Origin of the sequence: Lacrimispora sanguinis (assembly GCF_044987295.1) — a bacterium.
In the GTDB taxonomy this organism is placed as follows: Bacteria; Bacillota; Clostridia; order Lachnospirales; family Lachnospiraceae; genus Lacrimispora; species Lacrimispora celerecrescens_B.
The window spans coordinates 608,170-622,963 of the sequence record NZ_CP173277.1; the positions used below are offsets into that span (position 1 = coordinate 608,170).

At 40.6% G+C, this 14,794-nt stretch carries 13 protein-coding genes; 1 reads left to right on the plus strand and 12 read right to left on the minus strand.

Annotation, left to right across the window (positions count from 1 at the left end; all coding sequences use genetic code 11):
• Complete coding sequence (gene rplU, locus ACHZES_RS02865) at window positions 1–309, minus strand: 50S ribosomal protein L21 (protein ID WP_025233053.1); 309 nt, start codon at window positions 307–309, stop codon at window positions 1–3.
• Between the two features lie 355 nt (window positions 310–664).
• Here rplU and ACHZES_RS02870 point away from each other — a divergent pair, with 355 nt between their 5' ends.
• Window positions 665–850: a hypothetical protein gene (locus tag ACHZES_RS02870; RefSeq protein WP_038282039.1), complete on the plus strand. Its 186-nt coding sequence runs from the start codon at window positions 665–667 to the stop codon at window positions 848–850.
• A gap of 65 nt (window positions 851–915) precedes the next feature.
• Here the strand turns inward: ACHZES_RS02870 and ACHZES_RS02875 are convergent, their stop codons facing one another.
• The 11 genes from ACHZES_RS02875 to ACHZES_RS02925 all read right to left on the minus strand — a co-directional run bounded on the left by ACHZES_RS02875 (window position 916) and on the right by ACHZES_RS02925 (window position 14,413).
• A complete protein-coding gene (locus tag ACHZES_RS02875) occupies window positions 916–2,358 on the minus strand; it encodes a TrkH family potassium uptake protein (RefSeq protein WP_038282037.1) in 1,443 nt (480 codons plus the stop codon).
• A gap of 16 nt (window positions 2,359–2,374) precedes the next feature.
• Complete coding sequence (gene trkA, locus ACHZES_RS02880; RefSeq protein ID WP_395547962.1) at window positions 2,375–3,730, minus strand: Trk system potassium transporter TrkA; 1,356 nt, start codon at window positions 3,728–3,730, stop codon at window positions 2,375–2,377.
• Entirely contained in the window at window positions 3,727–4,929 is a 1,203-nt protein-coding gene (locus ACHZES_RS02885) for a ribonuclease E/G (protein ID WP_038282032.1), read from the minus strand. Before ACHZES_RS02885 ends, trkA begins: the two co-directional genes overlap by 4 nt.
• Window positions 4,922–5,632, minus strand: coding sequence for a TIGR03936 family radical SAM-associated protein (locus tag ACHZES_RS02890; protein ID WP_395547961.1), 711 nt, complete (start codon window positions 5,630–5,632; stop codon window positions 4,922–4,924). Before ACHZES_RS02890 ends, ACHZES_RS02885 begins: the two co-directional genes overlap by 8 nt.
• Window positions 5,616–7,481 carry a TIGR03960 family B12-binding radical SAM protein gene (locus ACHZES_RS02895; protein WP_089988567.1) on the minus strand — a complete coding sequence of 622 codons (1,866 nt, stop codon included), beginning with the start codon at window positions 7,479–7,481 and terminating at the stop codon, window positions 5,616–5,618. The genes ACHZES_RS02890 and ACHZES_RS02895 overlap by 17 nt, the downstream gene beginning before the upstream one ends.
• 100 nt (window positions 7,482–7,581) lie before the next feature.
• Window positions 7,582–8,283 (minus strand): YoaK family protein, encoded by a 702-nt coding sequence (locus tag ACHZES_RS02900; RefSeq protein WP_038282025.1) that lies wholly within the window; start codon window positions 8,281–8,283, stop codon window positions 7,582–7,584.
• 49 nt (window positions 8,284–8,332) lie between these two features.
• Entirely contained in the window at window positions 8,333–9,547 is a 1,215-nt protein-coding gene (locus tag ACHZES_RS02905; protein WP_395547960.1) for a hypothetical protein, read from the minus strand.
• A complete protein-coding gene (locus tag ACHZES_RS02910; protein ID WP_395547959.1) occupies window positions 9,528–12,050 on the minus strand; it encodes a DUF2339 domain-containing protein in 2,523 nt (840 codons plus the stop codon). The genes ACHZES_RS02905 and ACHZES_RS02910 overlap by 20 nt, the downstream gene beginning before the upstream one ends.
• Before the next feature lie 251 nt (window positions 12,051–12,301).
• Window positions 12,302–13,387, minus strand: a complete 1,086-nt coding sequence (locus ACHZES_RS02915; RefSeq protein WP_395547958.1) for a lactonase family protein — start codon at window positions 13,385–13,387, stop codon at window positions 12,302–12,304.
• A gap of 142 nt (window positions 13,388–13,529) precedes the next feature.
• Entirely contained in the window at window positions 13,530–13,964 is a 435-nt protein-coding gene (locus tag ACHZES_RS02920) for a DUF3788 domain-containing protein (protein WP_404820320.1), read from the minus strand.
• Between the two features lie 53 nt (window positions 13,965–14,017).
• Window positions 14,018–14,413 carry a hypothetical protein gene (locus ACHZES_RS02925; protein ID WP_395547955.1) on the minus strand — a complete coding sequence of 132 codons (396 nt, stop codon included), beginning with the start codon at window positions 14,411–14,413 and terminating at the stop codon, window positions 14,018–14,020.
• Window positions 14,414–14,794: the final 381 nt, after the last annotated feature.

The following is a 14,794-nucleotide window of genomic DNA, read 5'->3' on the forward strand; positions in this document are numbered from 1 at the left end:
TTAAGCATTGATCTTTTCGATCTTAACCTGAGTATAAGACTGTCTGTGACCATTTTTCTTATGGTATCCGGATTTTCTCTTATACTTGTAAACAATAACCTTCTTAGCTTTGCCTTCCTTCACAACTGTACCTGTTACGGTAGCACCTGCTACGGTTGGGCAACCAACTGCTAATTCACCATTGTTTACAACAAGTACCTGGTCAAATGTGACAGCTTCACCAGCGTCAACACCAAGCTTTTCAACTTTAATGATATCGCCTTCCGCTACTTTGTACTGCTTTCCACCTGTTGCAATAATCGCGTACATATGGCACCTCCTATTATCATTACTCGCCAACTTCGGTGTTCCAAATAAATGGAAACTTTTTAACCTCATTGTGCGGCATACTTTATTAATATATCATTCCCAAACTGTTCTGTCAATATATTTCAAATAAAAAATAGTCGATTTTTTCGCCTGCTATATGGCTTCTCCTTATATTTGTTTCTGGTGTCCAGTATAAAAGAAACCATCATAGAAAACAAGGGGATATAAATAAAAACAGTTGGGCATAAATAATTACATAATTACCAGCTTCTGTCATAAACATGCTATCAGTATAAGGAGCGTTCGGTTTATGGCGCTTAACATTTTTCATAAGTAAATGAAAGGAGTTCAAACTATGAGAGGATTTTTTAACAGAGAATGGAGTTTACCCGAAAAACGACTATCGATCATGTCAGCATTTCTGTTGGGCTGTGTCCTTGGCTTTTTATTCGCACCAATAAAAAAAGGAATCAACTGCTGGAACAATAACGGAAACAGAAATGACTGTCTTCCGGAAAAAGGCACAAAGGTAACCCTGTAGCATTTCTTTTCTCTCTCCACGCAACAAGGCCGCAGAGCTAAAAATATCTGCGGCCGTTTCTTTTATTAACTATTTTTCCATGTAGAAGGTGCAAAAATCAATAACAATGGGAATACCTCCAAGCGTCCCGCTAACATGTCAAACATCATCACATATTTAGACAAAGCAGAAAATTTAGAGAAGTTCTCTAGAGGGCCGGCTCCTGCCAGACCTGGTCCGATGTTATTAAAGGTCGCTGCAACAGCAGTAAAATTGGTAGCAAAATCAAAATTATCCAGGCTGACAATCAGTACAGAAAACGTAAAGATCACAATATAAGCGCCTAAAAATGTATTGATGGACCGAAGCACGCTATGTTCAATGGGCTTTCCATCCAGCTTTAAAACTTTTACGCTTCTGGGATGAATCAAAGATCCCAGTTCTTTTTTAACAGCCTTTAATAGGATGACGACTCGTGATACCTTAAAACCTCCGCCTGTACTTCCTGCACATGCACCAATAAACATGAGCGCAACCAGAATCCCTTTTGAAAATTCCGGCCATAAATTAAAGTCAACGGTAGAATAGCCCGTTGTGGTAATAATCGAGGCCACCTGGAAGGCCGCATGATGAAAAGCGGAGAACAAGCTTCCAAAGCTGCCGCGGATATTAAAGGTAATAAATAGAACAGACGCCGCAATGATACCAAGGTACGCTCTGGCTTCCTCACAGCGGAAGGCTTCTTTTGGATGGCGGGTTAAAAGCAGGTGATACACATTAAAATTGATACCGAATAAAATCATAAATACGGTAACAACTCCTTGCAAATAGTAACTGTCATAAAAAGCCATACTGCTGTTTTTAATGCCAAATCCACCTGTACCGGCTGTACCGAAGCTGATTGCCAGGGAATCAAACAGGGGCATGCCTCCGATCAGCAGAAGAATGATCTGCAGCACCGTCATAAATAAATAGATGGTATAAAGGATTTTAGCGGTCGACCGCACCCTTGGCACCAATTTTCCTACGGAAGGGCCAGGGCTTTCTGCCTTCATAATGTACATATTATAGCCGCCTGCAAGTGGAAGGAGGGATAAAATAAATACCAGAACCCCCATACCGCCTATCCAGTGGGTAAAACTCCTCCACATGATCATGCACTGGGAAAGAGATTCCACATCCGTTAAAATACTGGATCCGGTAGTCGTAAAACCGGAAATAACCTCAAACATAGCATCTTCAAATCTTGGGATCTCCCCACTTAAATAAAAGGGCATTGCCCCAAAAAAGCTTAATACAATCCAGCTCAGCGCAACGGAAACAAAGCCTTCTTTTGCAAAGAAAACCATGTTTTCAGGCTTTTTGCGTGTAAAAATGATTCCGATGCCTCCGCAGACTGCCATAACTGCCAGAAACCAATAACCGCTGGGCTCCTTGTAAATCAATGCAGTGATACATGGCAGCAACATAAAAACTGCCTCAATATTTAAAATCCAGCCCATCAGATAGATGATAACTTTTTTATTCATAGCCTTTTCGCCTTTTCTACCTTAGTATGTCCTTTAAGTCATTAAGCCCGGTCACCGTGGTGACTACGATCACCCGGTCGCCTTCTTCCAGGGTGTCCTTTCCACGGGGACTGATAAACTGTCCCTTCCGGTTGATAAAGGCTACAAGAAGATTATTTTTAAGCTCAAGTTTTTCCAAAGGAATTCCTACAATACTTGGCTCATTAGCAACACGGAATTCCAAAGCCTCTGCCCGGTCCGCCACGATTTTATAGAGGGTTTCCACATTGCTTCCCATGGAATTCTGCATGGCGCGGACGTATTGGAGAATGGTTTCAGACGTGATGAGTTTGGGATAGATCACACTGCCTAAATTCATGGAATCAATGATATTTTCAAAAGCGATTCGGTTAACTTTTGTAATAAGTTTTGCCTTGGACTGACTTGCTGCATAAAGAGAAAGCATGATGTTCTCCTCGTCAAAGCCGGTAAGAGAAGCAAAGGCATCGATCTGTCCAATTCCTTCCTGAAGCAGCAGCTCCTGATTGGAAGCATCTCCATGAATGACCATAGCCCTTGGAAGAAGCTCGCTCAATTCATTGCAGCGTTCCATATTCTGCTCCAGAATCTTTACGTTAATCTTTGTACTTTCCAGCAATTTTGCAACGTAATATGTAATCTTTCCGCCGCCAACAAACATTGCTGTCCGAATTGTATTGTTATCAATCCCTGCCTGTTTGAAAAACTCATTGGCTTCTACAGGCGATGCGATAAACGATATCTTATCTCCCGCCACCATGACGGAGTCTCCGCTCGGGATGATGACTTCACTGCCATGCTCAATGGCACAGATCAGCACATTGCAATGAAGCCTGGAGAGGACCTCCCGCACCTTCATATTATGAAGGATGGAATGATCCGGCACCAGGAATTTTAAGATTTCAATCCTGCCTTTGGCAAATGTATCGATTTTGATTGCAGACGGAAACCGGAGGAGCCTTGCGATTTCCATGGCCGCAGCCATCTCTGGATTAATGGCCAGGGAAAGTCCAAGCTCTTCTCTGATATAGTTAATTTCAGAGTGATACTCCGGATTACGGATCCTGGCAATGGTATGACAGTCTCCTGCTTTCTTCGCGATCAGGCAGCAAAGCATATTCAGCTCGTCGGAATTAGTAGTGGCAATTAAAAGATCTGTCTCCTGAATCCCTGCCTCCATCTGTACTTTATAAACTGCACCATTTCCCACGACACCCATGACGTCGATTCTCTCTGTAATAGAGTTAATGACATCGGCGCTTTTATCAATGAGCATAATATCATGATGCTCATTGTTCAGCTGTTCTGCCAGGGTTGCTCCCACCTTACCGCAACCCACGATTATGATCTTCATAGTGAAACCTTCTCCTTCATCTGCAATGCCTGCTCATAAAGAGGCTTTCGTATTTTTTTTCTGGTCACTTCCACCAGATTTAATTTTGTCATTTCAACAACGGTCGTTTTGACCGGATCTTTGGACAAAATTCCTTCCAGGCGCTCCATAAGGATACGCCTGTCTTCTTCTGCTTCCATATCTATAAAATCTATAATAATGATACCAGATAAATTCCTTAACCGAAGCTGATGCCCGATTTCCTCGGCAGCTTCCAGGTTAACCTTTTTGATTGTTTCCCGAAGTTCTTTCTTCCCGGAATATTTTCCTGTATTTACATCAATGACTACCAGGGCTTCCGTAGGCTCGATGACCAGGTAACCTCCCGATTTCAGCCAGACCCTTTTTCCTAACGCTTCATCCATCGTCTTTTCTATCCGGTAAAGCTTTCCAAGAGGAAGCAGCTTGTCCTCATACCTTGTAAGAAGACCCAGGTCTTCCGGCTGGCACTGGATGAGATATTCTCTCACAGCCTCGTATATATCCGGTTCATCGGTGATGACTGCTTCCAGGGAAGACTTAAGGCTATCCCTTAAGCCGGTCAAGTAGGATGGCGCTGAGCTGTAAAGAAGGCTGTAGCAGGTTCTGTGCTTTGCATTGTCCAACAGTGTTCTAAAAGAATCCATTAACTGAATCAGTTCTGATTCCAGTTCCTCTTTTGGGACCTTATAGGCATTGGTGCGGACAATCATTCCAAAGTCTTCTTGCTTCCTGGGTTCCAGATAGGACTTCATCTCCTGTTTCCACGCCTGATCCGTGATCTTGGTTGAAAAGCCAATCTGTTTTTTTCCAGAGGTCAGCACAAAATAGCGGCCGGTAAAATTTAAGTTTCCGGTAAGAACCGGAGCCTTTGTCTTCACCGCGTCCCGTTCTACCTGGACAATGATTTCATCGCCCTGGCGCAGCTTTCCGTCATAAGGCCTTTGATCCAAGAAGTGGATACTGGCGTCAGACAGATTTAAATATCCCATCTGTCCCCCTCCAATATCTACAAAAGCCGCATTAATATTTTTAACGATATGATTTACTTTTCCTATATAGATATTGCCTAAAACGGACTGGTTTTCCTCCGGTTCAATGTTAACTGAAACCGTCTCTTTTCCCGACTGGAGTAGGGTAATGACCGAGCCGTTCCATCTTGTTATGATTAACTTATTCAAGGGATTCTCCTATAAGCCCCAAAGGCACAAGCACTCTATGTTCCTCGTCTCCCGTGTTGCCGTAGACCTCTTCTCTTTGAATCTGGAAGGCAAATTCCGGGCAGGTCTGTCCAAGCCACTGATAATAAGCATCCATCACCAGCTCTGGCTTTAAATTATCTGCACTTCCGGCAGATATCTTCATGAAGATCGTCTCTCCATGAATCGAGAGTTCATAGATAAAAGCTTTTAAGTCTATTTCTCTTTCGCCCTTTTTGGTTTTTTTAGTGATAAGGATATGCTCCTGACCCATAAAATCCGAAAGGCCGTTTAGAAATGCCTCTAAATCGTTTGGCTGCTTTCCTTCCCGGAATGTTAACGTATAGTCCGCAGCTGCAACAAGAGACATGGCGTTTTTCGCCCGTTCATCAAGCATATGGCATTCCAATATTTGAATTCCATCTGCCATTGTTTCATTTAACTGGCTTACCATGGTTTTGCAATCCTCCATGGTATTCACTTCAATATCCATGTATTCTCCATTGCTGGTAAGTCCTACTCCTAAAGGTGCTGCAAAAGACATGATCTGATGAGGACTGAAGCCTTCGCTGTATTTGATATCAATCCCAGCCCTTCTCATGGCCTTTTGAAAATAACGCATGATGTCCAGATGGCCTACGAATTTGACCGGGCCTTGCTTGGAAAATTTAATTCTCAGTTTCATAGCAGACTCCTCCCTCGAAATTCATAGCCCCGCAGCCGGAACATCTCTCCCTGCAGTTGGGGGTGACTTTCGCATCGATGGCATTCTGCCATTCTCTCTTTAAAAATTCTTTTGATACGCCTGCATTAATAAAGTCCCAAGGGAACACTTCCTCTAGATCCCTTTCCCTGACCGTATAGAAATCCGCGTCAAGGCCGCAGGTCTCAAAAGCTTTCATCCAAATATCATTTTTAAAATGCTCGGACCAGGAATCATATAATGCGCCGTTTTTATAAACCTCTTCAATCAGGGAGGAGACTTTTCTGTCACCGCGCGCCAAAACACCTTCCAGAACCGTCAAGTCAGCTTCATGATAATTATATTTTAAACTCTTTTGATTCAGCATCTTCTTAAATTTGTCTTTAACGATATAAGCTCTTTCTAAAAATTCCTCTTTTGTGCACATCCTCGCCCACTGGAATGGGGTAAATGGCTTTGGAACAAAGAAGGATGAACTTGCCACTACCTGGACCTTTCCGTTTCTCTGATCCTTTGGAATATCATAGTAGACTTCTGCCACCTTTTCCGACAGTTCCGCAATTCCTTCCATATCCTCTATAGTTTCTGTAGGAAGTCCCAGCATAAAGTAAAGCTTTACCCGGTTCCAGCCGCCCTGAAAGGCTTCTCCCGCTCCCTTTAAGATGATCTCTTCTGACAGTCCTTTGTTAATTACGTCACGAAGTCTTTGGGAACCAGCTTCAGGAGCAAAGGTTAAACTGCTCTTTCTGATATCCTGGACTTTACTCATAACATCAAGGGAAAAAGCGTCAATACGAAGAGAAGGCAGGGAAATATTGACACCCTTGTCCTTAAATTCATCAATCAGGAAATTCACAATTCCCTCTAAATGGGTGTAGTCACTGGAGCTTAAAGAGCTTAGTGAGATTTCCTCGTGTCCGGTGCTCTTTAACAGCTTGCTGGCATACTCCTTTAAATATTCCAGACTGTGTTCTCTTAATGGACGGTAAACATTACCGGCCTGACAGAAACGGCAGCCCCTGATGCAGCCTCTCATAACCTCTAAGACCACCCGGTCCTGAGTTACCTTTATAAAAGGAACCACCGGCTTTTCAATGTAGTAAGCCTCATCCATGGAAACAACCAGCTGCTTGGTTACCTTTTCCTTTGCATGGGGGTTGTTTGGCTTCATGCTCTCTATGGTGCCGTCCTCATGATAGGATACATCATAAAAAGCCGGTACATAGATACCGTCAATCTCCGAAGCCATCTCCAGAAATTCCCGGCGGCTGCCACCGTTCTTCTTATTTTCCTTATAACGGTCCATAAGCTCAAAATAAACGGTTTCTCCTTCACCGATGTAAAACATGTCAAAGAATTCCGCTAAGGGCTCAGGATTGTAGGCGCATGGGCCGCCGCCTATGATAATAGGATCTTCCTCTGTTCGGTCCTCCCAGTGAAGGGGGATTTGTCCCAAATCAAGAACCTGAAGGATATTTGTATAGCACATTTCATATTGAAGGGTGATTCCAATAAAATCAAATTTCTTAATCGGATCCTGTGATTCCAAAGCAAAAAGAGGAATCTGCTGCTCCCTCATAATCTGGTCTAAATCCGTCCAGGGGGAAAAAATACGCTCGCAGTAAATATCCTCTCTACGGTTAAACATATCATATAAAATCTGCATTCCCAAATGGGACATTCCAATTTCATAAACATCAGGGAAACACATGGCAAAGCGGATGTCCACAGCAGACAGGTCTTTTTTTACCATATTTACCTCGCCGCCGATATAGCGGGCCGGTTTTTCAATTCTCAATAAAATCTCATCGCTTAATGCTAGTTTTCTCATGGTCATTCCTTTTTATTATTTCAGTTTGTGCATCACGAACTATTCTTAATGATACTTTGCATAATTATAGGACACTTTCGTAGATTAATCAACTCCCAAATTACCTGTGGGAATTATGGTCAGCTTTTTGTCCTTTCTTTTCTATGTCAACGGTTATCCAGGATACCGTCAGAAGCACACAGGCCAGCCAAATAGCCTTTTCACCAAACCATAGTGACAGTCCGCCTCCCATAAGCGCTCCAACGAAAAATGCGGACAGGATTCCGGTGTAATGATAGGCTCTTATCCGGCACTCCTTATCCTTTCTAACAAAACCTTCGTAATACATTTCCGCACAGGAACGCATATTACCTGTACAAAAAACCGGTGCATAGGAAGCATTCCCTCCAAAGTTTCGAAATGTACAAAATTGTACCGCAGCGGCAAATGACACTGCCGTATTGGCAAACAGATGCGGTAGGGTGTTGGGTACAAAACCAACCAAAAACAATACGACAATTTCCAGAAATAAAATACCCGATATCCAATGGGTATGCTTTTCTTTATAAATTTTATAATAAATATGCCTTGCAAGAAAAACCCCAAGCCAGAACGCTCCGATAGGCACACATGCCTGACCCATACCCTTATAATCCTTTGTGAGGAAGCGGATTGCAGCCAGAACGAAATTCCCTGTCTGGCCGGTGGCAAATACATTGCCTCTGTCAACATACGAATACGCATCCATCAGTCCGCCTGTTGCTGCCAAAAGCATGTGAAACCCTATATGATCGGTAAACTTTATTTTCAATTCATTTCCCATTAGCCAATATCTCCTTACCGATGCCCATGGCTTCCTCGGTTGTATCTTCTTATATACTATTCTTATTACGTCTTAAATGGAATAAAATCAAACCGCCCAGTAACACTGCAATTCCTATTACCACAATGTTAAAAATAACTTTACTATCCACCTCTGACGGTTTTTCCTTTTCACTATCATAGCTTATTGCGCTAATTGCCGCTTCATCTATTTTGCCTTTTAATATCTCGTCCTTGTATCTTTCGATGTCATACACAGGAGCTGTTTTTGTGGCATCCGCACCAAAATCAATGGTATAGCTTTCCCCGGCTTTTCCTTCAAATACCATCTCGTCAGCATAATAGCACACCGTGACACCCTTGATATTAATTGGTTTATCATCGTTGTTGACTATTGTAATCACATAGGTTTCATCCTGGGAAATCTGCCGGTCAAGCGGTAATGTAGTATCGTTGTACGATATGCCGTTTAACGATAAGTTGTAAATTTCTTTCTCCGATCCTAACGGTGCGCTCACAATCCGCTTGAACATACTATCCGTATCAATTGTGACATCATATAAACGTAGGTTTTTTAATCCATCAATTTTTATAAGCGTCGTTTTATCCTTTTCTTCTATATGGAATGTAGGAATCAGACTTTCAATAAAATAGTTTTTCTCACTCACTTTGGCGCTGTAAATTAAATTCACAGCATTAAACGAGATTTTCTCCAGATTGTTTGAGAGTTTAAATCGGTAGTACGTGTACTTTTGAAGCTTTTTCAGTTCAATGATGAGCTTTGATTTGTCATCAATGACATACAATTTGTCATCAATGACATACAATTTGTCATTTTGAACAAAATCCCAATTTAAATTATCATAACTGCCATAAACATCTACTGCCTTTGCAAAGTTCATACTTTCGGTTGCAACCTCAATGGATGTTGCAACTGTATCACGTTCCATTGCGGCAGCGAGCTTATAATCGAAATAAAAGCTGTTGTCCTTTGTATAGGAATTTATCAGCTCCATTGGGTAGGTTTCTCTGCCCTCACGATCCGTATGAAAGCCGGAATTAATAAAATATGGTACGTTTTCGCCTTTGCTGTCCTTTATCAATAGATCAGATAAATCGCTGTTAGCCGCATTGTAAATCTCTGGCGTAAGCCGTACCGCCTTGTATTTGCTCTCGCCGCCGGTTTGAACTGTTGCCGTGTGGGCAAATGCGGTGGTACTAAATAAACACAATAAAAACGTAATGCTAATGATTCTCTTCCACATCCACCGGCACCTCCTCCAACCGTTCCAAACGCTTGCTGAAATACTGATATACAAAAGATATTGCCAAAAGGGTAATACCAAGTGCGAAGTAAGACACGATTCGGAAGCCTTGCGTCAGACTAAATAAATCTATTATAAATAGTTTAATTACCGCCAAAATCGCCAAACCAAGACCAAACCGCCTTATAAACGAATACCGTTTCACAAATCCGTAAACAATCCAGGCGAATGCCGTTAAGACGTAGATGATACTGATTACGGCACTTGAAAAGGATAAGTCATATTGCGTAATTAAATTTTGGGTTAATATTAAAATAAAGTATCCAGAAATAATCAGAGGATACCACTCAACCCCTAATTTTCGCCCGGTTACTATGAACCCCATCAGATCACGCACTGCAAGAACTGAAATCAGTCCCACAATTATGAGAACGAGCGTTCCAATAAGCATGATGCCAAACGGCGCGGACAGCGAGTTGTGGATTGGGCTACTCATGCTATTAATTACAAGTAACCATAAGATGCCTATGACATATAAAACAATAGACATTATTTTCGTACCCAAGTCAGACAAAATCTTTATTCTCGGTATCGTGTAAGCGATCAAAAATGTACTGACAATTGCTGTCGCAGCAATTAAGTAACCAATGTTGTACAGTCGTCCTGAGTAATTTTCAAATAACATCGTTCCCAGTTTTCCAATGATATATAGCGTATAAAACCACACATTTGCGAGAGCAAAGTACTTGTATATTTTCGCAAACCAGCCAGCCATCATTTTTTTGTACATATACATACCTAGAATAATCAAACTGCCAAGCGTGATAGCAAAGTATTTATATGCAAATAAGTAATGATACGTCCACGAACAGTCAAATAAGATAAATGCGGACAAACACAATCCACTTATGATAAGCCCGATCCGCTTAAAGATATTCTCATTGTTTAAGATGCCATAGGTCGTGAGCAGTACACCCTCTGCTAGCCACCCAAGGGACAGCCAGGTCCGCCCAAATTGAAGCGGTATAATGAGCACTACAAATGCAAGTCCTGTCAAATAGAACAAGGCTTTCGTATTACGTTCTTCAACCGTGAATTTCTTTTCAATAAACCTGCCAAGAAATAAATAAGTCACAGCAAAAACAATGGCAATCACACCATTGAAGTTATTTAACTGAAGCATATCAAACACACCGTACATGAACAAGCTGCTGAAAAACGTATTGATTGCAAGCAACACAACATCCGATTTTCGAAACTTCGTTTTCGTGCGGTATGTGCTTACAATTGGTATCAGTGTGTAAATCAGGAAAGCAAACAGAACATACAAGATCACGAGCAATTTGGATTTCAAGGCCGCAGCATAGGAGAAATGCAAGCAAATAACAAGAGTTCCTATAATATTTAAAAACAATCCAATAAATGCTGAAACAGACCATTTCTTATGGAATGAGATGGTAAGTGCCAGCAAATTCAATGCTATAAAATAAACCATTGCGCCAAATATAAAAATACTGTTTCCATCGATTGAGAACACCGGCAAATATCCACCGATGAGCGCAAACGCCAAAATCACCTGTGAATGATAGCGGTTTGAGAGGACAAATGCTGCAACGGTAATTAAGATACATACCGCAATGGCCGGATACATATCGAGGATGGAAAGTCCGAAATAGCTGGTGGCCAACGCAACATACAAAACACCAACGCCTCCAGCTGTGATTCCAAGAGAAAAAATATTTGCTTTTTTTCTGTTCATGAGCTCACCGGCAATCAGCATTGCGCCTCCGGCCATAAACATCATAATTCCTCTTAATGTATTAGGCAACTGGACGTAAGCATACCTTGCGGCGGTGATCACACCTATGATTATGAGAAATATTCCAATTGCATTAAGTAAGTTAAGTCCTACGAAACGTTCAAAATTGTTCTTCTTAGCGATAGCACGTATTTGTTCATCCGTGATTTGTTCACGCCTTAGCGCTTCAAACTCCGCTCTCTCATCTTCGGAAAATGCCGCTTGCGTATGTGCGGCCTTTGCCCTGGCAATTGTCACCCTTTCGTTAAGCAGTGCGGTTAATTCGTCAATCTTTGTATAAATTTCATCCTTTGTATCTATATTATATCGTCTCAAAGCCGCTGTAAAATTGTTTATTCTTGATCTGACACCGTTTTCAAATATTGCGAGTCTATTTTGCTCTCCGTCGACATTTGATTTAAAGTACACATCAAGCTTCTTCGCCGTGATATTCAAGATTTTAATCTTTTCATTGTAAATTTGTTCGTATAAGGCATTTTTAAGTCCTGCGTTCTCTTTTGAAAGCGCAGAAGCATTGGAGTTTGCTTTTTCATAGTCAATGTACAGTTTTTCAAGTTTTGCTTTCAATTCTACATTTTCACGTGCCATATCACTGTTTTCGATGGCACGGCATTCTGCTTCAAGCTGAATGATTCCTTCTTTTTGTCTGTCAATAAGGTCTTTCAATCTTTCAGTTGTTCCCATATTCCGGCACCTCAAATGATTCATCTTATTTAATCTGGCTGCTGATATTTCTATTAAACGCTTGTGGTGAGTATTACATAAATTCGCCAATATAAGTTTATTTTACCATATCAACGTAGAAAACTAAAGCTATCTTACAAAACCTTTATGTAAGAAGAGCTAAAAAAGACCAGTCTTACGATACTACAGACCAGTCTTTTTCTTTACATGATTACTCTGATCGTTATTCAGGCTTTTGCCATTTCCACCAGTTACAGCTGGAAAAATCGGATACACACCGGTGCCCCGGTACTCATCTGGTTTACCTGATTTATATGACCATTCTCTTCGATTTCAAATACTGTGATTGAATCACTGTCTTGATTGCCAACTAACATATACTTTCCAGTGGGGTCAATTGCAAAATTCCGAGGTGTTTTTCCACCACAAAGCTGCCTTTCGACGAATGTCAGACTTCCGTCCTCTTCGATATGATAGCATGCCAGACTGTCATGCCCACGATTCGATGCATAGAGAAACTTTCCGTCCGGAGTCATATGAAGGTCAGAACACGTATTGCTATCGGTAAAATCTTGTGGAATTGTATTCACAGCATTCTGAAATTCCATCTTGCCGGCATCATATGTAAAATGCATCACCTGCGAACTAATTTCATTAATCAAATAAAAATGCTTTCCATCTTTTCCGAACTCTCCGTATCTGGGGCCGCTTCCTGCAGGCACACTAACCGAAGCGCTATCCTCAGAATATACAATGCTTCCTTCATACCGATAAGCAACAAGTTTATCGATTCCTAAATCAGAAACATAAAACAATCCCTGATCCGGTACAAAAATACAACTATGTGCATGTGGCCCTTCCTGACGTAATTGATGAATGCTACATCCCTTATGCTGAAATAGCTGGCAATCATTTTTTACATTTCCTTTTTCATCAATTGGATACACAGTAACTGAGCCACTGGAATAATTCGCTATAGCAACAAATTGTCCATTAGGTCCAACTGAAATATGACACGGGTCTATCCCATAAGTATTCCAGCTTCCTTCTATCCTCATATTGCCTTCTTCATCATAAGCGAGCTGTGTAATACCACCGCCAGTCTTTCCCAAATACTCTTTCATCTCATTAACTGCATAAATCTTTTTATTTAACTCATTTACATATAAGAAAGAGGGATTTTTGACTGCTATTTCTTTTTTGACTTCTATTTTGCCGTCTTCAAATGTACAGAATGAAATTCCCTTACCTTTTCCTTGAAACACCTCACCTGTTCCAAACAAAATTGATTCCGTGTAACTGCCTATAACAAAATATTGCTTCAAAGTTTTTTCCATCCTTTCTATCAGCTATTTGCATTTTAAACATATTTTTAATATGTTTCCGCTTGCTGGTAATCTAATAACTTCTACTAGAGGAACCGGTTCATAGCTGCATGGTATCATCTTGAATAAATGTTGTCAATATAATCCATATCTTTTATTCATTTTGTATAATACGAGGTTTTTTTCTTATTTCAATCAGCTTTATCGCATCATCTAAATCGTCTTCCGAGAGTATCCTGACATGCACCCAGCCGCCATTCTCTCCACATAGATAGCGGTGTTCCCAAAGAGACTGCGTTTTTGATGAAAACGTAGGCAGCATTTGATTGAGCAAAGGAACTTCTCTATCGCCTATTTGCAAGGTGATTGTGATTGCATCCTTCTCAAAAAAAAGATAGCATAGGTGTTTTGTTTTATGGGAGTATTTGTACCCCCAGCCGTAAGTATTTCCAAATGGAAAACGTATTTCACGTTGTATATTATACCGTTTCATTAATGCGTCTTCTAAGAACTGTAAGTATCTGCAGCCGTTCAAACCGATATATCGTTCAATGTCGTTTATTTCCGGCTGAACACTTTTATCTATCATTCTTTCATACATCTTTCTTCACCACTCCCTCCAACCATATTCAATCTGTATTATCAACTATTATTACGTTCTTTTGCACTTAAAATGATATTTGCAATTTGCTGTTTATCCTTTTCCCATTGACTGGGAGGAATGATTGCTTGAGTAAATGCATAAAATTTCCCGACTTTTCTGCATGTGATATAATCATAAAAGACAGAACCTCCTTCATTTAAAGAATATAACATTTGAGGCGTTTGGCTGTCTAAGGGGAACGATTGCCCTCCAAGATCAAATATCCCTTTCTCAAACGTAACGCGGGTACGTATGCTTGAAGATTTAAAAAATAAAATGATCGTTTTCCCTTCTAAGCATTTTACATATTCTCCTTTGTTTATTTTGTCAGCTATATTGAATATCTTTTGGATCTCGTTCGCTGTTAAATCAGTCAATTCTATCAAATTTCTCATCTTCAAAAACTCCTTAATGATTTTTATTATGTGAATTATTCTATTCAATAATTTCCTTATCCGTATTTTTCACGAATCAGCCAGATTATAAAAAATCAATACTTTAATATTTTAATGTTTTTTTATTAAAAAAGTATATTATGTTCCCAAACGCAAGTTTATTGCCTTGAATTTTAAAAATGCTCAATTGCAGAGCTGAAATGTAAAGTGAGTTGCAATTTTTATAAATGAACCGCAACAACTAGGGTAGAGCATTAAAATCTGTAAATCAAAAGCACGATTAGTAAGGCTGATTCTAGCGCACAAAAACCGGACGTCATTTTTCGCTTACAAATTTCGTACTCCGAAATTCACGTCTGCTGGTATCTGTCTTTTCGTTCC